The following is a 19,506-nucleotide window of genomic DNA, read 5'->3' as shown; positions in this document are numbered from 1 at the left end:
ATTATGGTTTGCCATTTTTGCCCTTGCGTGGTACAATAATAGAATCAATTATTGTGTCTATGGGAAGTTGGGGAACAGAGTAGAATGGCAACGAAAAAACGAAAATCAACGAAACGGCGTACTGCTGCCCGCCGTAAAAAGGCAGAGCAGCGGCTTCCGGCAGGGCTTGGCACCCTGTTCGGCGGCCTGCTGCTGATGGTGCTGGCCTTTGTGCGGGGCGATTCCGTATGGCGGGTGCTCCATGATGTGCTGTTCGGGCTGTTCGGCTGCGGCAGCTTTGTGCTGGGTGCAGCCGTGTGCTGTCTGGCCGTTTTGTACACCCGGGGCGAGGAGCTGCTGTCCCGCATCCTCAAGCTGGTGCTGGGGCTTATCTTTGTCTGCGGCACGGTCATCGTGTTTTCCGATATCCAGCCGCAGGGGCTGTCGGCGCTGCAAATGCTTTCCGCCTGCTACGCCAACGGCGTCAATGCATGGCTCTCCGGCGGCGCAATGGGCTTTGTGTTGGGCGGCGTGCTGCTTTTGCTGTGCGGACGTCCGGCAGCAAATCTCATCATGGTCGTGCTCTTGCTGTGCGGCAGCCTGTACATTTTTGATATCACCCCCGCCGAGGTCTGGGTCTGGCTGTGTGCCGTCACCGGCGGTATCCACGCCCGCGGCGCTGCCTTTGCAGAGCAGCGCTCTGCCCGCCGCGCCGAGCGCGCCGCCATCCGGCAGGCAGAGCGGGAGATCGACGAGGAATACGACGAAATCGAGGACGAGCCGCTGGACGAGGAGGACGAGCCTGCCGGGCTGCATCTAGGGGTGCCGGACTGGATGTCCGGTGTGCTGCGCTGGGGACACAAGGTAACGCAGGAGATGGAGGCAGACGCTGCGGACACCGAAGCTGCGCCCGCCGCCCCTGCCCAGCCGGAGCCTGCCGCGCCGCCCATCACCCCGGTGCGGGTCAGCGTTGCCCATCCCCGCGCCGCCTTTGATGTAGACCTTGGCCCCGACCACACCGCCCTCTCCGAGGGCGGCAGCGAGCCCATTGAGCCGCTGATCGTCGGGCCGGGCGGCACCTTCGGGCAGGACCCGCTGCGCCCTGCATCCAAGCCCACGCCGCCGCCCATCGTGGCAGACCCGGTAGTCGCCTCTGCGGCAGATTTCTTTGCCAAAGATGCCCCCCAGCCGGAAGAGCCTGCCCCCGCTTTTGATACGCCCATCGTCCAGCCGGCAGCGCCGGTGGTGCAGCCGCAGATGCCCACGCAGCCGGAGGCTGCGCCTATCCAGCCCGCCGTGCCCCGGGTGAGCGCCGAGAACGCCGTGGCGTTCCGCTCTGCGCCGGACGAGGACGGCTGGATCAGCATCACCGCCGAGCCGGTGGAGGAAAAAGACATCAACTCGCTGGTGGCAGCGGCCATGGAAAAGCCCGCTGTCTCCGAGCAGGCAGCCGCCACCGCACCCGCCGAGGAGACCGAGCCGGTGGACCGCTACGAATACCAGTACCCGCCCATCGAGCTGTTTGAAAAAACGCAGGAGGAGAGCGACCCCGGCGCACAGGAGGAGCTGAAGGCCAACGCCCAAAAGCTGGTGGACACGCTGGAAAGCTTCGGCGTGCGCACCCGGGTGCTGGATATCTCCCGCGGGCCCTCTGTTACCCGATACGAACTGCAGCCCATGGCGGGTGTGAAGATCAGCCGCATCACCTCGCTGGCAGACGATATCGCCCTGAACCTTGCGGTGGCGGACGTGCGTATGGAAGCCCCCATCCCCGGCAAGCCCGCCGTGGGCATCGAGGTGCCCAACCACAAAAAGACCGCCGTTTCCATCCGCAGCATCTTTGAGAGCCAGAGCTTTCTGCGCATGACCTCGCCGCTGGGCATCGCCCTTGGCAAGGACATTGCCGGTGTAGCGCAGGTGACCGACCTGTGCAAGATGCCCCACCTGCTCATCGCGGGCAGCACCGGCAGCGGTAAATCCGTGTGCGTGAACAGCATCATCATGAGCCTGCTGTTCCGCTCCAGCCCGGAGGACGTGAAGCTGCTGCTCATCGACCCCAAGGTGGTGGAGCTGGCCGAGTATAACGGCATCCCCCACCTGCTGATGCCCGTTGTCACCGAGCCCCGCAAGGCCGCCGGTGCACTGGGCAGCGCGGTGCAGGAGATGGAGCGCCGCTACCGCCTGTTTGCGGAGAACAATGTGCGCGATATCAAGTCCTTCAACAAGCTGGCTGCCGAGCAGCCGGAGCTGGAAAAGATGCCCTACATCGCCATTATCATCGACGAGTTGGCCGATTTGATGATGGTGGTGGGCAAGGACGTAGAGGATTCCATCTGCCGCATCGCCCAGAAAGCCCGTGCCGCCGGTATGCACCTGATCGTTGCCACCCAGCGCCCCAGCGTGGACGTGATCACCGGCCTGATCAAGGCCAACATCCCCAGCCGCATCGCCTTTGCGGTGTCCAGTCAGGTGGACAGCCGCACCATTCTGGACGGTGCCGGCGCAGAAAAGCTGCTGGGTCAGGGCGATATGCTCTTTATGCCCGTGGGCGCACCCAAGCCCACCCGCATTCAGGGCACTTTTGTGCGGGATGAGGAGATCAGCCGTGTGCTGGACTTCATCAAATCCAGCGCCACCGTGCAGTACGACGAGGCCATGATCGAGGCCATGGAAAAGCACGCCATTCAGGACGGCAAAAAGGGCGGCGGCGGTGCCGACGCCGAGGAGGACGCAGGCTCCGACCCCATGTTCAAGCAGGCCGTGGACGTGGTCATCGACGCCGGTCAGGCCTCCACCAGCCTGTTGCAGCGCCGCTGCAAGCTGGGCTACGCCCGCGCCGCCCGCATCATGGACGAGATGGAGCAAAAGAGCATCATTGGCCCCTACGAGGGTGCAAAGCCCCGCGCCGTGCTCATCAGCCGCCAGCAGTGGCTGGAAATGCAGATGAACCAACCGGAGGAATAATAAAGGAGCATTATGGAACATTCTACTCCCCAGATCTACACCGAATTTCTTCCCATCAGCCGGGCAGACATGGAAGCCCGGGGCTGGGAGCAGCTGGACTTTGTGGTGGTGGGCGGTGACGCCTATGTGGACCACCCCAGCTTTGGCACCGCCATCATCAGCCGCCTGCTGGAGGCCGAGGGCTACAAGGTGGGCGTGCTGGCACAGCCCCGCTATACCGACTGCGAGGACTTCAAGCGGTTCGGCAAGCCCAAGTACGGCTTTTTCATCGGCGGCGGCAACGTGGACAGCATGGTCAGCCACTATTCCGTGGCAAAAATTCCCCGCGCCGAGGACGAATACTCCCCCGGCGGCAAGGCCGGTGCCCGCCCGGACCGCAGCGCCACCGTGTACACCAAGCTTGCCAAGCAGGCTTACCCCGACCTGCCGGTGATCTTAGGCGGTCTGGAAGCCAGCCTGCGCCGGTTTGCCCACTACGATTACTGGCTGGACACCGTGCTGCCCAGCATCGCCGAGGACTCCGGCGCGGATCTCATCAGCTTTGGCATGGGCGAGCACCAGACCGTGGAGATTGCCCGCCGTCTGGCCGCCGGGGAGCCGGTGGAGACCATCACGGACGTGAACGGCACCTGCTACCTGACCGATTTCGACCACCTGCCCCAGCGGTATGTGGAGTGCGCCGGTTTTAAAAAGGTGGCCAGCGATAAGACCGCCTACGCCAAGGCCTGCCGCATCCAGATGGACAATCAGGACGTGGTCAGCGGCCAGATCATCGTGCAAAAGCAGAGCGAAAAGTATCTGGTGCAGAACATCCCCGCAAAGCCGCTGGTGCGCGGAGAGCTGGACAAGGTGTACGCCCTGCCCTACACCCGCCGCTACCACCCCATCTACGAGAGCATGGGCGGCGTGCCCGCCATCCGCGAGGTGCAGTTCTCCATCATCCAGAACCGCGGCTGCTTCGGCGGCTGCAACTTCTGCGCCATCCAGCTGCATCAGGGGCGGCGGGTCACCAGCCGCAGCGCCGACAGCATCGTGGAGGAAGCCGAACGCATGACCCACGAGCCGGATTTTAAGGGCTATATCCACGATGTGGGCGGTCCTACCGCAAACTTCCGCTTTCCCTCCTGCCGCGAGCAGATGCTGCGCGGCATGTGCACCGGCGGCAAGCACTGCCTTGCCCCCACCACCTGCTCCCACATGATCGTGGATCACAGCGACTACCTTAAAATTCTGCGCCGGGTGCGGGAGCTGCCGGGCGTGAAAAAGGTGTTCATCCGCAGCGGCATCCGGTTCGACTACCTGATGGCGGACCCGGACGATACCTTCTTTAAAGAGCTGGTGGAGTACCATGTGTCCGGCCAGTTGAAGGTCGCCCCGGAGCACTGCGCCCCCAACACCCTTGCCTACATGGGCAAGCCGCCCATCGAGACCTTCAACAAGTTCAAGGATAAATTCTACGAGCTGAGCAAGAAGGCGGGCAAAAAGCAGTATCTGGTGCCCTACCTCATGTCCAGCCACCCGGGCAGCACCCTGAAGGACGCGGTCTATCTGGCCGAGTACCTTTATAAGAACCACATGCGCCCGGAGCAGGTGCAGGACTTCTACCCCACCCCCGGCACCGTGAGCACCTGTATGTTCTATACCGGCCTTGACCCCTACACCCTCAAGCCGGTATTTGTGGAAAAGACCCCCGAGGGCAAGGCATTGCAGCGTGCGCTGCTGCAATACTACGAGCCCCGCAACGCGGAAAAGGTGGTCAAAGCCTTGCAGCTGACCCACCGGGAGGACCTGATCCCCCTGCTGGTGCCCGCCGTCGGCCGCCGCGCCGTGCAGCGCACCGCCCGCCGGGCAGAGAGCGCCGAGGTGACCATCCACAACGACGGCACTTATACCGTACATCCCAACCAGAAGGGACGCGGTACCGGCAAAAATGCCCGCACTACCGCCCCGGCAGGCCGTCAGCCCAGCCCGGGCGCGCGCTTTGCGCCCAACTCTGCGCCCGGCCATAAACCCAAGAATAATCAACAGAAAGAGAACGCAACGTGGAAAACCGGAAAGAAGAAAAAGTAACTCTGTTCCCCCGCCGCCTGTTCCTGCGGCTGGCTGCGCTGGCGCTGGCCGCTGTGCTGGTGCTGGGGCTTACCGCCTGTGACAGCCTGCCCGACAGCGGCGGACACACCGTCAAGCCCTCCACCGGGTCAAGCCAGCCCTTTGAAATGCACTTTATTGATGTAGGGCAGGCGCTGAGCGTACTGGTGGAGTGTGACGGACAGTTCATGCTCTACGATGGCGGCAACGTGGACGACGGCAGTCTGGTGGTCTCCTACCTGCAAAAGCAGGGGGTGGAGCAGCTGCAATATGTGTTCTGCTCCCATGCTCACGAGGACCATGTGGGCGGGCTTGCCGCCGTAATGGCAAAGTTCCCGGCGGGGCACGCTTACAGCCCGGTGACCGAGAGCAGCACCAAATGCTTCAATGATTTTGTCAAATACACCCAGCAGCAGGGCTTACAGCTGGAAGTGCCTTCCGTGGGCACGGTCTGGCCGCTGGGCAGCGCCACTGTTACCCTGCTAGGCCCGGTGACCGGGTACAGCGAGACCAACAACACCTCGCTGGTGCTGCGCATCGACTACGGCAACACCAGTTTCCTGCTGACCGGCGACATGGAAAATACCGCCGAGACCGACCTTGTGAACAGCGGTGCCAACCTGAAAGCCGATGTGTTGCAAGTAGGGCACCACGGCTCCAGCACCAGCACCGGATACCTGTTTCTGAACGCTGTTCTGCCGGAAATGGGCGTCATCTCCTGCGGCGCAGGCAACAAGTACGGCCACCCCCACGAGGAGACCCTGAGCATCCTGCGGGACGCAAAGGTGGACGTCTACCGCACCGACCTGCAGGGCACCATCACCATTGGCAGCGACGGCCAGAACTTCACCGTGGGCACCGAGCGCTTTGTGCCGGACAGCCAGCTGAACCCCACCGACCCGTCGTCCTCCAGCACCGCGCAGCAGGCGTACATTGGCAACGTGAACAGCAAAAAGTTCCACCTGCCCACCTGTCCCAACCTGCCTGCGGAAAAGAACCAAGTCCTCTTTTCCAGCTACGATGAAGCCATTGCCGCAGGCTATACCCCCTGCGCAAGCTGCATCAAATAAAAATATTTTTATAAAAAGAAAGATACCGGGCAGCCTACAAAGCTGTCCGGTATCTTTCTTTCATAATCGTTACTGCGCTGCCGGGAACTCCTTCTCCCGCTCTTCCTTCAGGATAGCGGTGGCGCGCTGCATGATGGCAGCGGCGCGGCGCAGCTCGGCGTCCCCAAGCTCGGCACGCATCCGGCGGTAGCAGCGCTGCAAAAGCGCCTGCTCCTCCGCCATCAACTCCACCGCCTTGCTGGAAAGCTCCACATAGGTGCGCCCGGCCTCGCGGTCGGTTTTCCACGTCACAAAACCGCTGTCCTGCAGCTTCTCGATGCCCTTGGAAAGCTCGGTCACCCGCAGCCCCATGGCGGCGGCAAGGTCGGCAAGATAGATCTTTTCGCCGGGATGTGCCTCCTGCTCTACCTTGATATAATACAGGATGAGATAATCTGCCCGCTGGATGGTGCTGAACACCTTATCCACGTTAAGCTCGTGGAGGAAGAACCATTCCCCCTGATGCTGCTGCAACTCTTCCATGCTGATGCCCTCCCTTTATGCCCGCTGGCTGCGCGGGATATAATCGTGGGTGCCGCCAAGGCTCTTGTAGGCCGGGCGGATGATCTTGTTGGCGCTGAGCAGCTCCTCGATGCGGTGGGCGCTCCAGCCCATGACGCGCGCCACGGCAAACAGCGGGGTGTACAGCTCCATGGGGATGCCCAGCATTTCGTACACAAAGCCGCTGTAAAAGTCCACATTGGGGCTGACGCCCTTAAAGATCTTGCGCTCCTGCGCGATAAGCTGGGGTGCCATGCGCTCGATACGGGTATAGAGGGAAAGATCCTTATCCCGTCCCTTTTCGTGGGCCAGCTGCTCCACATAGCCCTTGAACACCACCTCGCGCGGGTCGCTCAGGGAGTAGACGGCGTGCCCCATACCATAGATCAGACCCTTGCGGTCAAAGGCCTCGCCATGGAGCAGCTTTTTCAGGTAGGCTTCCAGCTCCTCGTCGTCCTCGATGTCGTGGAGGTTGTCCCGGATGTTCTGCATCATGTGCATGACCATCAGGTTTGCACCGCCGTGGCGCGGGCCCTTGAGGGAGCACAGCGCCGCCGCCATGGCCGAGTAGGTGTCGGTGCCGGAGGAGGTGACCACGCGGGTGGTAAAGGTGGAGTTGTTGCCGCCGCCGTGCTCGGCGTGCAGCAGCAGTGCCACGTCCAGTACGCGGGCTTCCAGCGGGGTGTACTGCATATCTGGGCGCAGCATCCGCAAAAAATTCTCTGCGGTGGAAAGGCTGGGGTCCGGGCGGTGGATATACATACTGGCGTCTTTTTCGTAGTGATTATAGGCGTGGTAGCTGTATACCGCCAGCATGGGGAAGATGCCCGCCAGCTGGATGCTCTGGCGCAGCACGTTGGCGGTGTCCAAATCTGCCGCCTTGGGGTCGTAGGAAGCCAGCGTCAGCACGCTGCGCGCCATGCTGTTCATGATATCGTGGCTGGGTGCCTTCATAATGACATCGCGGGTAAAGTTGGTGGGCATGGTGCGGCACTCGCCCAGCACCGCACAGAACTGCTCCAGCTGCTCCGGGGTGGGCAGCTGACCAAACAGCAGCAGATATCCCGCCTCCTCAAAGGCAAAGCGGCTGCCGCGGCTGCCGTTGATGAGGTCTTTTACGTCATAGCCGCGGTACAGCAGCTGACCGTCTGCCGGGTGCTTGACCCCGTCCACATACTGGAACGCCCGGATGTCCGAGATGTTGGTCAGACCTGCCAGCACGCCCTTGCCGGTCTCGTCGCGCAAACCGGCCTTGACCCCGAACTCCCGATAGAGGTCCTTGGGGATGCGGTCGTGCTCTGCGCAAAGGGGCTGCTGCTGGTCGAAGTAGCTTAATACATTCTGCAAATGATCCATGTGTCTGGCTGCTCCTTTCCTGTTCGTCCATATCAGTTTCTCATTTTTTAATAGCTTTTATATTACAGAACGGATATTTCGTTGTCAACCAACATTTTGTAAAAAAATATGAAACAATTCAGCCGTAGGGGTCGTACAAATCGTACTCCTCGGTCTCCTGATGCTTCTCTTCCAGCACCTGGATGGCATGCTCCAAGGCGCTCTGGGAGCAGCCGCTCTCGCTTACCAGCGCATGGACGGCGGCGGCAAGGTCGCCGTCAAACAGGGTATCCAGCCGCTGCCGCATACAGTACACGCCGTAAGCCCGCCGGGTGACCAGCGGCACATACACGTTGCAGTTGCCCTGTTTTGCCGACCTGACCCAGCCTTTTTCCTCCAACCGGTAGAGAAAATTCAGCACCGTGGCTGCTGCCCAGCCGGTGGCCTTGAGCTTCTGGCTGATGTCCCGCCGCGCCGCCGCGCCCGGGCACGCCCACACCGCAAACATCACCTGTTCTTCCGCCGCCGAAAGCGGCCGCAGGGTATCTGGTAAGCCGTACATCTGTTGTACCTCCTTGAATGATTCAATTCCCCTTAGTCACCGTTTTTTGCGGTGGGGCGATTTAGAATGGTCTCCGCTTCGCTCTGACCATTTTCAGCGGAATGACTATTTTATTTCGCGTTTGTCGCGGCCTGCGGGCCGCTCCAAACGCACTTTCACAGTTTGGGCTTCGTTTTTCTTTTACATTTGTCTTAGTATTTCCAGTATACCGCATTTCTGCCAAAGGCGCAAGAGTGGAAAATCCGCATGAAACCAAGGGATAGCACATATCTTTTACATTTGTCTTATATTTTGTCTCCGCACGGCGTACATTTGTATGCTTTGTGCCCTCAGGCGGGGTGCAGGGGCCATATCTTTGTGCAAAGATGCTCTTGTTTTCAGCATGGGAAAACCGGTATACTACGGCTACGGAAAGTAACAGACGCACCGCAAAAACGGCGGTGCTGCGTAATAGGTGTATCACAGGAAAAGGAGAGGTTCATTATGGCACGAGTATATAACTTCAGCGCAGGCCCCAGCATGCTGCCCGAAAAGGTGCTGCGGCAGGCACAGGCCGAGCTGCTGGAATACGGCGACAGCGGTCAGAGCGTCATGGAGATGAGCCACCGCAGCAAGTGGTTCGATGCCATCATCAAGGACACCGAGGCTTCCCTGCGCCGGGTGATGAACATTCCCGACAACTACAAGGTGGGCTTCTTTCAGGGCGGTGCTACCCAGCAGTTCGCCATGGTGCCGCTGAACTTTATGACCACCGGCAAGGCAGACTACATCGTGTCCGGCAACTTCTCGGGTCTGGCTGCCAAGGAGGCCGCCAAGTTTGGTGAAGCCAAGATCGTGGCGTCCAGCAAGGACAAAAACTTCACTTATATCCCGGATGTAAACGCTATCGACTACGACAAGGACGCCAGCTACATCCACATCTGCCAGAACAACACCATCTTCGGCACCCAGTATGTGGAGCTGCCGCAGGTGGAGGGCGTGCCGCTGGTGGCAGATATGAGCTCCATGATCCTTTCCAAGCCCGTGGACGTCAGCAAGTACGGCTGCATCTACTTTGGCGTGCAGAAGAACGTAGCCCCCGCCGGTATGGCCATTGCCATCATCCGGGATGACCTGCTGGGTCACGCCGCAGATAACGTGCCCACCATGATGAACTACACCACCCTGCTGGCGAAGGACAGCATGTACAACACCCCGCCGTGCTGGTGCATCTACATGACCGGTCTGGTGCTCAAGTATCTGGAAAACGACATCGGCGGTCTGGCCAATATGCAAAAGATCAACGAAGCCAAGGCCAAGGTGCTGTACGATTATCTGGACGGGCAGGAGTTCTTCACGAACCCTGTGGAGCACCGCTACCGCAGCACCATGAACGTCACCTTCACCAGCCCCAACCCGGACATGGACAAAAAGTTCTGCGCCGAAGCCGCCGAGGCGGGCTTTGTGAACCTGAAGGGTCACCGTCTGGTAGGCGGTATGCGCGCTTCCATCTATAACGCCATGCCTGCCGAGGGCGTGGACAAGCTGGTGGACTTCATGGAGAAGTTCCGCAAAGAGAATGCATAAAGAGGGGTTTCAGATATGTACACCATCAAAACGCTCAACGCCATCAGCCCGGTGGGGCTGGCAAAGCTGCCCAAGAACCAGTTCGATGTCACGGTGGATGCCGACGCCCCGGACGGTATTCTGGTGCGCAGCGCCGACCTTTTGAACACCACCTTCAACGACAATCTGCTGGCTATCGCCCGCGCCGGTGCGGGCGTGAACAATATCCCGCTGGATCGCTGCAGCGAGCAGGGCATCGTGGTGTTCAACACCCCGGGTGCCAACGCCAACGCCGTGGCAGAGCTGGTCATCGGCATGCTCATCGCGGGCAGCCGCAACGTGGCCGCCGCCGCCCAGTGGTGTCAGGGTCTGGCCGGTGACCCGGCCATGTCCAAGAGCGTAGAAAAGGGCAAAAAGCAGTTCGTGGGCAACGAGATCAAGGGCAAGACCCTTGGCGTCATCGGTCTGGGTGCCATCGGCTCCCGGGTGGCAAACTGCGCCATCGAGCTGGGCATGGAGGTCTACGGCTACGACCCCTACATCTCCATTGAAGCAGCATGGAACCTGAGCAGTCAGGTGCACCACTGCGTAAACCTGAACGATATGCTGCCCCTGTGCGACTACATCACCATCCATGTGCCTTACCTGCCCACCACCAAGGACACCATCAACGCCCAGACCCTCGCCCTGTGCAAGGACGGCGTCAAGATCCTGAACTACGCCCGCGGCGAGCTGGTGAACACCGCCGCCCTGCTGGAAGCCATGGACAACGGCAAGGTGTCCGGCTACATGACCGACTTTCCCTCCGAAGCCATTCTGGGTCGTCCCGGCATCGTGTGCACCCCGCACCTTGGCGCTTCCACCCCGGAAGCCGAGGACAACTGCGCCATCATGGCAGCACAGGAGCTGAGCGATTACCTGCGCAACGGCAACATTACCCACTCGGTCAACCTGCCGGAGGTGCACCAGCCCCGCGCCGGCGGCAAGCGCATCTGCATCATCCATAAGAACGAACCGGGCATGATCAGCCAGATCACTGCCCTGACCACCGAAGCGGGTCTGAACATCGAAAACATGGTGAACAAGAGCAAAAAGAACATGGCCTACACCATGCTGGACGCCACCGGTGCCGTGGATGCCCGCCTGAGCGAGAAGCTGAGCAGCATCCCCGCCGTCATCCGGGTGCGCATCCTGTAACAGCAAAAATACACGAGACACAAAAAGGTGAAGTGGCCAGCGGTCACTTCACCTTTTTTATAAAGGATCCACGCCCGGCGAAGCTGGCCGAGACAGTCATCACATGAGCTGCTTTCATTCATGATATGAACCAGATGAAAAAACAGACTGGTCATATCCCTTGACTTCAGCCCCCCGGGGGAGTATACTCCGTGGCAGTGAAATATTCGGCTATGACGAGAAAGAGTACCCGGAAAGAATGCCGCAGAGAGCTGCCGGCTGGTGCAAGGCAGTGCAGGGCGTCCGTGGGAAGATCCTCTCCGAGCTTTCCGGCTGAATGGGCGGTGTTTACGCCCCAGTAAGCGGGAACGGCAGGCCCCCGTTATCACGGGCCGCGCATTGTTGGATGCGCACTGAGGGGCCGGGCTTTGCACCGGCAATAAGAGTGGTACCGCAGAGGAGTTTATACGCCTTTGTCTCTTACGAACCGTAAGGGGCAAAGGCGTTTTTGTTTGCGGGAAAGCCATTTCCCGGATGTTTCATTGCCTTTACATCCGCAAAAATAAGTGTTCAGGAAAAAGGAGTATTATCATGAAAACATTGGAAAAAGTAAGCGACTTTGTGGGCAAGTACATGGCCGCCATCGTCATTGTGGTGGCGGCACTGTCTCTGCTGTTCCCCGGCACCTTCAGCGTGGTAAAGACCGCATGGGTCAACACCCTGCTGGGCATCGTCATGTTCGGCATGGGTCTTACCCTGAAGCCGGAGGACTTCAAGGTGGTGTTCAGCCGCCCGAAAGACGTGATCATCGGTTGCATTGCGCAGTTCACCCTGATGCCCTTCCTTGCATGGGCGCTGACGCAGCTGTTCCACCTGCCCACCGAGCTGGCTATCGGCGTCATCCTTGTGGGTACCTGCCCCGGCGGCACCTCCTCTAACGTGATGACCTATCTGTCCAAGGGCGACGTTGCACTGTCCGTTGGTATGACTGCCGTTTCCACCGTGCTGGCACCCATCCTGACTCCCCTGCTCACCCTGCTGTATGCCGGCCAGCGCGTGGATGTGAATCCTGTAAATATGTTCCTGTCCATCGTCAAAGTAGTGCTGGTGCCCATCGCACTGGGCTTTGTGGTCAACCACTTCTTCCACGCCTTCACTCAGAACGCCATCCGCGTGCTGCCGCTGGTCTCCACCACCGCCATCGTGCTCATCATCTGCGCCGTTGTTTCTGCAAACTCCGCCAAGATCATGACCAGCGGCCTGCTGATCCTTGCCGTAGTCATCCTGCACAACCTGCTGGGCTACCTCACCGGCTTCGGTGTGGGCAAGCTGCTGAAGCTGGATTCCACCAAGTGCCGCGCGATCTCCATCGAGGTCGGTATGCAGAACTCCGGTCTGGCCACCTCTCTGGCCGCTGCCCACTTTGCACAGTATCCGCTGGCAACCATCCCCGGCGCTGTGTTCTCGGTGTGGCATAACATTTCCGGCGCCGTCCTCGCCAACTTCTTTGCCCGCACCGCCGAGAAGAAGGACTGATCTTATACCATAATAAAAATGGCTGCTACACAGGGTTTCTTCCCGGTGCAGCAGCCATTTCTTTGTTTATTGAACGTGATCTGCGCGGTTTTCCTGTCTTTGCCTGTTTCCCGGACTGTTGCGCAAAGGCAAACATCCCGGGAGCAAAAAGGCACCCGAACCCCAGACCCCCTGCGTGTGATGCATGATGACTTTTCGTTTTTTAGAACGATGATTCGTTAAATCGAAGTGATTTGCTACAGATCTGCTACAAACGGCAGTTTTCATTCACCGCAATCTCGCACAAATTCAGAGGTCATTTCTTCCAATCTGCTGCTGAACATTTCGCCATATTGCTCATATCCAACAAATACAGAACTCTCTACATCGCAAATCTGGTTTAGGCCAATCGCTTGTACTGCCTCCATAGCCGCTTCTCTCTGGCTCAAATGCCGCTTTCCAACAGTCAGGCAGTTTGCACCTTCCAGCGTGGTTATACTGCTGGAACGCTCGATTAAAGTCCATCAGGTCATGCAGACGGATAGGTTGATTCGTCTCATTGTCCACCAACAGGCCCCAGTTTTCCCAATGGCGGTCAGTGTTGCCCACCAGATAATCCAGAATGTTCATCATATAGTATCCGTGAGCATCCAGTTCCAGAATTTTATCCAGCGTATTCCAATCACGGTTTGTGCAGTAGACATCATAGGCTGCATACGTCACAAGGCTATACCGCTGTGAAGTCATAATTTTGCTGATGGAAACTGGCTCGTTCTCAAACATCCCCTGCCCATACAGAACCTGATGGCAGTCAAAGCATCGGCAAATTTTACTTGCCAGCACTTCGCGCTCAACAGCGTTTCTTCCACCGCCTTTATAAAGGTAAAAGCCATCCTCTTTGTGCACCCACGCCTTGGGGTAGCATCCACCCGTGGACAAATCATCAGCCAGAAAATGGGCATTTGTTACAGTCTTCTGATGTCCACACAGTGCAATATCCACAAAGTCATTGCCCAGAGAATGCGTGTAAAGGTTGATCTCCTCGAACCGAACTGTCTCATTTTCTGCTTTTACCCAGAACACATCCAACAAAGATAAGCAATGGTAAGAAAGCGTAATCCAGGCACGTTCCCTATCCGTATTGCTCTGGGATACACCAATGCTATTCAAGATTTCCTTTGCATAAGTACGGTCGTACGGTATCAGTCTGGATGCACGCCAAGAATAGAAGCTGATCACATTATTGATTCGAGCGTCAAAGTCATTCGATTCTTTCAGCACTAGACCGTAGGGCATAAAATCTTCAAAATAAATTTTGCACTCACCAGCCGTGCTCACCTGTGCCACACATCTTTCCGTGTGCATGATATGATAGACTATTACCTCATTCATTACTTTCTTCCAGTTTCACACATCTATTTTTCTTGTATCATACCATTCCTGCTGTAACTTCTATATAGCAATATATTAGAATATATTCTATCTTTATTAATCTAAACCGATAGTATTCTTTTGAAGTTTTCATAAATATTACTGATCATATCAAAGTTCTTATAGAAGACTGATATTTCATCATAAGCATCCCGCAGAAGAGAAGGAACATACTTTTTCTTATTAACTCTCGTGTACGGGCCATCAGATTCTATTAAAAGCCGTTCTAAAGGCAACAAGTGATATTTTTCCGCATTACAACTATTTACCATGTTTGTGTTTATCGAAAAATAGCAACCTAAATCCACTAATTTCAACATATGGTCGCGATTTCCCGTATACCAATGCACAATTGCTTTTTGGGGATTGTATTTTGCCAAAATACGAATAGCATCTTCTTCTGCTCCCCTGATATGTATCGTCATCAACTTATTTTCCGAAGCGCAAAGCTCCACAATCTGTTCAAAAAATCTTAATTGAAGTTGTTTGTCCATATACGATTTCGCCGAATAATCTAATCCTACTTCGCCAATATAATTAGTCAACATTATAAGTCTCATAAAATCTTTTATATCATTTTCATCTAATGTCGACTCCTGCGGATGAAAGCCTATAGCAAACTTTAAATATTTTGTCTCTGTAATTTGATTTTTGCACGTCCAAAAAACACCAGGTGAATTTGTTACACAGATTGTATACTGTTTTAGTTCTGTAATATTTCTGGCCATCTCCAGATAGTTTTTATAATGATCCAAATGGAAATGTGTATCTATTAAGTTCATCATTACATATATGCTTCTATTTTCGAATCATCTGAAAAATATTCAATCAAATCATTCATACCTTGTTTATAGACTCGTTTAAATGCTTGAACTTCTTCAAAATCAAGTTTTCCCGTACAACGAATCAATCGTTCAATCTCTTTATCCGAAAAATTTTTGTATCTATGAATACTACTTAAAACCGCAAATAGATCTGCAGATTTGTTTTTATCCGCTTCTGCTTCAATGAATTCCGATGCCTTTCTGACCTCATTTTCTTTCGACTCAACATCTTGTAAAGAGCTCTTCCGAATAATACAAGGGTAACAAAATCCACAGTTTACAGGATATTCTCTAGAACCCACACGATTGTATCTAGCTACACATGGATGCGAGCATGAAATAGTATTTTTATAGCACCTTTTAAATGCATCTGTTTCGGAAACCATATTCACAATTTCTCGTTTGGTGTTAAAAGCAAAGAAATTAGAAATATGGTTTTGAATTCCAACACTTGCAATCAGCTCATTTAGTGAATTTAAAAAATAAGGGTGCGTTGTCCTAGTACTACAGGATCCTTTTCGGCCATTTGTAAGAGCCACATTTAAGCCAATGAATCCATTCTCAGGTATATACACCGGAACTTGTTTTCCCATGATGCCAGCAATAGAAACCGCCGCACATAAAAACAGTAAAGAACGTCCTCTAGAAGTATTTTCCACTCTGCACAACTGCTCATCCGTCTTAAATGGCGCTCTTGCTCCAGCGGTAAAGCCAAGAAAAACTGATTTTTGGGAAGGAAAGCATTCGTTGAAATTTTCACAGAATTGTTCTTGAATATAACGAAGCTTTGGATATTCATTATGCCCAACCAATACTGGAGAGTGTCCTTCTTGCAATAGTTTTATCGCACCGCAATATGAGTCCAGACCTCCAGAGAACAAGCTAACACAATCGCATCCAGATAAATCTATATATTTTCTATTTTTGTTCTTATGCGAACCGTATTCCGTAGTCGCCTGCCGAAAAGAAACCTTCCACTCATCTCCTGTCAAAAAAGAAAGAATCTTGCTCCATTGGATTTTACAATTATCCCATTTGTCCCGCTCTAAAACTGGAATAGAAACCTCTATTTTTCGTGTCCATGAATCCAAAAATAGACTTCTCGAAATCCTTTTATCTAAGGCAAACACACTAAGTCCTATTACAAATAAGTCTTCGTAAATCGAATTCATTCTTTGCTGACCCAAATGATACCATATATTGGGCAATCCAGAATAGATAGTGCTTTTTGAGTCCCTGTTTAATGTAAGAATATAAGCGTCATTCCATTCAATGTCCGGGTCCGCATCGTTTTCTTTTTTTATCCAAAATTTCATTAGGCTGTCCCCCCATAAAAACGCGCGCATACATCATATGCTTCGTTCAATGCCTCTTTAACAACATTTGCTGCACCGATGTCCTTAAGATTAATTTGCTTTATTTCCTTATCAGACAATGAATCATGTAGTGCATCAGCTATGTATGAATGCATTTCATCTAATATCTCAAATTTTTCGTTACTTGTACGACCTTTTCCTATTTTCTCTTCAAAATTCACATCGAAACTGATCTGCACAAATGAGGTAACCATTTCTCTTAACAAACTGTCCAAATCCACATTTCCCAATTGATCTACGGAATCTATTTGCAAATTATCAAGAGCCTGAGATAGTGAATCTGCCGCTAATGAATCTTCTAGCGAAGAGGAATTATTTGTAAATTGATAAAGTAGTTCATGCAATATTTCATTCGAAGATTTTCCAATTAAATCTGATCGACCAAAATCGATCAAACCTTGTTCTAAGCCCTGCTGTCTAATATCATAGGCAAACCCCAAAATATTACCAGCAGCGTTGGCAAATGATGTAGTGCCAACTGCAGCTCCAGAACTCATTGCCTCACCAAATTTCTGAATAGCGTTTACTCTTGAATCTGCATCCCGATTTCGTAAAAAAGATGATATAGCCCTTTTGGCATTACTCCATTCTGGTTTAGTCGGCGGAATATATCCTTTAGAAGTTCCCATTTTTTATTTTCCTTCTTTTTTTATTTCTTCTATAATCTTTTTTTCAAGTATCCCCGATTTTTCCCAAGTAGCAAGAAGATCATCTACCTTTTTTAAATCTGCTGCTCTCATTTCTCTAATCGCCGGTACACTTCCAAGCGTTATCTTTTTCGAATATCCTTCCAATGCATTACAGATTTTATCTCTATACGCCTCAAAATTCACAAACAAGCTTCTTATAATATAAAACTCAATTTCACCCTTCTTGATTTTAGGAGTGACGACCTCGAAAACCTTTGACTGATCAACCGCGTTCAAAGCCGCTATCTTCTCTACAATCTGAGGCATCAATCCGCGCGCTGCTCTTCCAATATGTTCCAGGACATCCTTTGCAGCTGCCGAAAGCGTTGAAATATCAACATCTGCCTTTTTTAGAGATTCCCTTGTCAAGTAGAAATACCGATCCAAACGTATTTTCTCCAAATGTTTTGGCTCAGATTCAACCCATTTAATTATCGAAGGAACATTCCATGCTTTAAATTTCTCATTTTCATTATCAGGCGATTCTATGCACTCAAGCATTGCTTTAAATTCTTCATTTTCCGTTGTAAATCTTTTGTTCCACTCATTTAACTGTATAAACAAGTCATTATCCAGCTTTTGAAGAACAAGGAGTTTGGCCAATACTCGTGTGTCAAGAGCGCCTTCATCAGTTCCAAAATACAATTCTGCCAATTTCTTTTTTGTTATATAGGTATTTAAAAATCGTTTTGTTTGTCTAGGATTACCTTTTAAATTTCCTGCAACAATGGCTTTTATTCCGGCAATAACATCTACTGTTTCTTCAAATTTTCTTTTATTCTCATCTCCAATAAACTCCATCGCTTTTTCCTTTATTTTCTGCACATCGATAGCATCATCTGATATGAGAAGCTTTTCTTTTTTTATCTTTTCTAAAAAAGCTTTAAACTGCTCCTTTGGGCAGTACTCTTGTACAACCAAGAACATCAAATAATTTTCTATATCTTTTGATGACAGTTCTGGTATATAAATTGGCAATTGAATAATTTTTTCGATATATTCTTTATCCAAATTCACTGTGTAATTTTCAATTGGTGGATACTTTTTTCTTATGGCATACTGAATAACATTTTCATCTGCTGCAATAATAAAAGTCATTTTTTCTACTGACAAGAAAAGTTTAATTGCCTCTAATGTCTCTATAATTCGATCTGGCTGGCACCTGTCCAAGTCATCGATTAAGACAATAATATTTTCAATTGCATCATCTTCAAGAGCCTTTTGGAATTCTTCTCTGAATTTTCTGACATTATTAACAACACTATTTTCATCATTTACTTCGTCAGTTTTAATATAATCATCCCGAATCGACTGAACAGCATTAGCTGTATTCTTAACACTCTCGCCAATTGCTTCAGCATTCGTAGAAATGCTGATCATAAAAGGCACTGGATTTCCCGTTGCAGCCGATGCAATCAGAGGTGCCCCTACCGATACGGCCTTTGTCGCAAGTTTAAATAAGTCAAGCTTTTTCAATAATTTTGATATGCCGTCTTTTACTTTAGAGGGAATGTCTTTGTGTTCTTTAATTTCACGCAAAAGTGCCTCCATCAAAGCCACTTTTGCATCTTCATATCCCTCAAACATCCAAGCATTAATATTAATACATAATGTTTTTTCCTTTTTCTGTGCTTTCTCATCAATTTTCTGTTTTATCAATTTAAGAAGGGTTGATTTTCCAGCACCCCAGACTCCAAATACTCCGATGGTTAATGGTTTGTAATTTGGATTCTGAGAAATGTCTGCAATGACGTTTGCATATGGTTCATAAAACAAGATATCTACTTCTGAAGCATTATCCAACCACATTTTCAAATTCCTCCAATATCTAATCACTCTTTGCACCGTTGCTGGCAATACTCTTGAATGCCCCTAGAATAGAAGCTGATCACACGAGCATCAAAGTCATTCGCTTCTTTCAGTACCAGACCGTAGGGCATGAAATCTTCAAAATAAATTTTACACTCACCAACTGTACTCACATGTGCTACACATCTTTCCGTGTGCATAATGTACGCCCATCGCCTCCACCACCTTATTTGACTGATGCACGTTCTCTTTTCTACCATTGTACCTTCTTTTATGTTCCAAGACAAGATGTAAAAAAGCTCTTGGCCCCTATATTAAAGGCCAAGAGCTTTTTTTGCTTGCCGCTGAGCTGCTGCTTCAAAGATTGTGTTCAGCTTAATTTTCAATCATCTACACTTTGCGTTTCAGATAATTCTTCCCAGTCTTCCGGGTTTCCACACCTACGGAGATACTCATGCCCGCCATCGACTGCACACGATCCGCAAGAACAAAATTTGAAATCATATACAGTGCAGCTTTCAATAACGTCCCTGCACTTTTTACACCGGATCATATTTCTCACTATTTTCATCATGCACGTCACCCGCAGTCAATTATCGAAGT

At 52.6% G+C, this 19,506-nt stretch carries 15 protein-coding genes and 1 other annotated feature; of the genes, 6 read left to right on the top strand and 9 right to left on the bottom strand.

What is annotated here, in order from left to right; translation table 11 throughout:
- Positions 1 to 84: 84 nt before the first annotated feature.
- The 3 genes from MTP43_RS02805 to MTP43_RS02795 are packed head-to-tail and all read left to right on the top strand — an operon-like array spanning position 85 to position 6,101.
- Entirely contained in the window at positions 85 to 2,943 is a 2,859-nt protein-coding gene (locus MTP43_RS02805; protein ID WP_005927084.1) for a DNA translocase FtsK, read from the top strand.
- A gap of 12 nt (positions 2,944 to 2,955) precedes the next feature.
- On the top strand, positions 2,956 to 5,013 hold the full coding sequence (locus MTP43_RS02800) for a YgiQ family radical SAM protein (protein WP_005927081.1): 2,058 nt from the start codon (positions 2,956 to 2,958) through the stop codon (positions 5,011 to 5,013).
- A complete protein-coding gene (locus MTP43_RS02795; RefSeq protein ID WP_113621480.1) occupies positions 4,986 to 6,101 on the top strand; it encodes a ComEC/Rec2 family competence protein in 1,116 nt (371 codons plus the stop codon). The genes MTP43_RS02800 and MTP43_RS02795 overlap by 28 nt, the downstream gene beginning before the upstream one ends.
- A 69-nt stretch (positions 6,102 to 6,170) precedes the next feature.
- Here MTP43_RS02795 and MTP43_RS02790 read toward each other — a convergent pair whose 3' ends face one another.
- The 3 genes from MTP43_RS02790 to MTP43_RS02780 form a co-directional block, all read right to left on the bottom strand.
- Positions 6,171 to 6,623, bottom strand: coding sequence for a MarR family transcriptional regulator (locus MTP43_RS02790; RefSeq protein ID WP_097782668.1), 453 nt, complete (start codon positions 6,621 to 6,623; stop codon positions 6,171 to 6,173).
- A 15-nt stretch (positions 6,624 to 6,638) separates the two neighbouring features.
- Positions 6,639 to 7,997 (bottom strand): citrate/2-methylcitrate synthase, encoded by a 1,359-nt coding sequence (locus MTP43_RS02785; RefSeq protein WP_097778542.1) that lies wholly within the window; start codon positions 7,995 to 7,997, stop codon positions 6,639 to 6,641.
- A 118-nt stretch (positions 7,998 to 8,115) separates the two neighbouring features.
- Positions 8,116 to 8,538, bottom strand: coding sequence for a BlaI/MecI/CopY family transcriptional regulator (locus MTP43_RS02780; protein WP_097782666.1), 423 nt, complete (start codon positions 8,536 to 8,538; stop codon positions 8,116 to 8,118).
- Positions 8,539 to 9,021: 483 nt separating this feature from the next.
- Here MTP43_RS02780 and serC point away from each other — a divergent pair, with 483 nt between their 5' ends.
- The 3 genes from serC to MTP43_RS02765 all read left to right on the top strand — a co-directional run bounded on the left by serC (position 9,022) and on the right by MTP43_RS02765 (position 12,795).
- Entirely contained in the window at positions 9,022 to 10,104 is a 1,083-nt protein-coding gene (gene serC / locus MTP43_RS02775; RefSeq protein ID WP_015536611.1) for a 3-phosphoserine/phosphohydroxythreonine transaminase, read from the top strand.
- A 15-nt stretch (positions 10,105 to 10,119) separates the two neighbouring features.
- The gene (locus MTP43_RS02770; RefSeq protein ID WP_097782665.1) at positions 10,120 to 11,280 is read left to right on the top strand and encodes a phosphoglycerate dehydrogenase; all 1,161 of its coding nucleotides are present in this window, start codon (positions 10,120 to 10,122) and stop codon (positions 11,278 to 11,280) included.
- A gap of 203 nt (positions 11,281 to 11,483) precedes the next feature.
- Positions 11,484 to 11,743 (top strand) — a binding site (T-box leader).
- A 107-nt stretch (positions 11,744 to 11,850) separates the two neighbouring features.
- Positions 11,851 to 12,795 (top strand): bile acid:sodium symporter family protein, encoded by a 945-nt coding sequence (locus tag MTP43_RS02765; RefSeq protein WP_005924165.1) that lies wholly within the window; start codon positions 11,851 to 11,853, stop codon positions 12,793 to 12,795.
- Positions 12,796 to 13,131: 336 nt separating this feature from the next.
- Here MTP43_RS02765 and MTP43_RS02760 read toward each other — a convergent pair whose 3' ends face one another.
- The 6 genes from MTP43_RS02760 to MTP43_RS14465 form a co-directional block, all read right to left on the bottom strand.
- Positions 13,132 to 14,166, bottom strand: coding sequence for a hypothetical protein (locus MTP43_RS02760; protein WP_238057035.1), 1,035 nt, complete (start codon positions 14,164 to 14,166; stop codon positions 13,132 to 13,134).
- 101 nt (positions 14,167 to 14,267) lie between these two features.
- Positions 14,268 to 14,990: a TatD family hydrolase gene (locus MTP43_RS02755; RefSeq protein ID WP_113621481.1), complete on the bottom strand. Its 723-nt coding sequence runs from the start codon at positions 14,988 to 14,990 to the stop codon at positions 14,268 to 14,270.
- Positions 14,990 to 16,345 carry a Qat anti-phage system QueC-like protein QatC gene (gene qatC / locus MTP43_RS02750; protein ID WP_147323026.1) on the bottom strand — a complete coding sequence of 452 codons (1,356 nt, stop codon included), beginning with the start codon at positions 16,343 to 16,345 and terminating at the stop codon, positions 14,990 to 14,992. Before qatC ends, MTP43_RS02755 begins: the two co-directional genes overlap by 1 nt.
- Positions 16,345 to 17,034: a hypothetical protein gene (locus MTP43_RS02745; RefSeq protein WP_113621483.1), complete on the bottom strand. Its 690-nt coding sequence runs from the start codon at positions 17,032 to 17,034 to the stop codon at positions 16,345 to 16,347. The genes qatC and MTP43_RS02745 overlap by 1 nt, the downstream gene beginning before the upstream one ends.
- A gap of 3 nt (positions 17,035 to 17,037) precedes the next feature.
- On the bottom strand, positions 17,038 to 18,903 hold the full coding sequence (locus tag MTP43_RS02740; RefSeq protein ID WP_113621484.1) for a KAP family P-loop NTPase fold protein: 1,866 nt from the start codon (positions 18,901 to 18,903) through the stop codon (positions 17,038 to 17,040).
- Positions 18,904 to 19,285: 382 nt separating this feature from the next.
- Positions 19,286 to 19,474, bottom strand: coding sequence for a DUF7695 domain-containing protein (locus MTP43_RS14465; RefSeq protein ID WP_113621485.1), 189 nt, complete (start codon positions 19,472 to 19,474; stop codon positions 19,286 to 19,288).
- Positions 19,475 to 19,506: the final 32 nt, after the last annotated feature.

It is taken from the genome of Faecalibacterium sp. IP-1-18 (genome assembly GCF_023347355.1).
Lineage (GTDB): Bacteria > Bacillota > Clostridia > Oscillospirales > Ruminococcaceae > Faecalibacterium > Faecalibacterium prausnitzii.
Note: the sequence above shows the minus strand (reverse complement) of the source record. Positions and strands in the feature narration are given on the sequence as shown.

What these genes read in the sequence shown, in the direction of transcription:
- MTP43_RS02755 (WP_113621481.1), bottom strand. Translation starts at nt 14,990, where the DNA reads ATGATGAACTTAATAGATACACATTTCCATTTGGATCATTATAAAAAC.
- MTP43_RS02760 (WP_238057035.1), bottom strand. Translation starts at nt 14,166, where the DNA reads ATGAATGAGGTAATAGTCTATCATATCATGCACACGGAAAGATGTGTG.
- MTP43_RS02745 (WP_113621483.1), bottom strand. Translation starts at nt 17,034, where the DNA reads ATGGGAACTTCTAAAGGATATATTCCGCCGACTAAACCAGAATGGAGT.
- MTP43_RS02765 (WP_005924165.1), top strand. Translation starts at nt 11,851, where the DNA reads ATGAAAACATTGGAAAAAGTAAGCGACTTTGTGGGCAAGTACATGGCC.
- MTP43_RS02770 (WP_097782665.1), top strand. Translation starts at nt 10,120, where the DNA reads ATGTACACCATCAAAACGCTCAACGCCATCAGCCCGGTGGGGCTGGCA.
- MTP43_RS02740 (WP_113621484.1), bottom strand. Translation starts at nt 18,903, where the DNA reads ATGTGGTTGGATAATGCTTCAGAAGTAGATATCTTGTTTTATGAACCA.
- MTP43_RS14465 (WP_113621485.1), bottom strand. Translation starts at nt 19,474, where the DNA reads ATGAAAATAGTGAGAAATATGATCCGGTGTAAAAAGTGCAGGGACGTT.
- MTP43_RS02800 (WP_005927081.1), top strand. Translation starts at nt 2,956, where the DNA reads ATGGAACATTCTACTCCCCAGATCTACACCGAATTTCTTCCCATCAGC.
- MTP43_RS02785 (WP_097778542.1), bottom strand. Translation starts at nt 7,997, where the DNA reads ATGGATCATTTGCAGAATGTATTAAGCTACTTCGACCAGCAGCAGCCC.
- MTP43_RS02805 (WP_005927084.1), top strand. Translation starts at nt 85, where the DNA reads ATGGCAACGAAAAAACGAAAATCAACGAAACGGCGTACTGCTGCCCGC.
- serC (WP_015536611.1), top strand. Translation starts at nt 9,022, where the DNA reads ATGGCACGAGTATATAACTTCAGCGCAGGCCCCAGCATGCTGCCCGAA.
- MTP43_RS02780 (WP_097782666.1), bottom strand. Translation starts at nt 8,538, where the DNA reads ATGTACGGCTTACCAGATACCCTGCGGCCGCTTTCGGCGGCGGAAGAA.
- MTP43_RS02790 (WP_097782668.1), bottom strand. Translation starts at nt 6,623, where the DNA reads ATGGAAGAGTTGCAGCAGCATCAGGGGGAATGGTTCTTCCTCCACGAG.
- qatC (WP_147323026.1), bottom strand. Translation starts at nt 16,345, where the DNA reads ATGAAATTTTGGATAAAAAAAGAAAACGATGCGGACCCGGACATTGAA.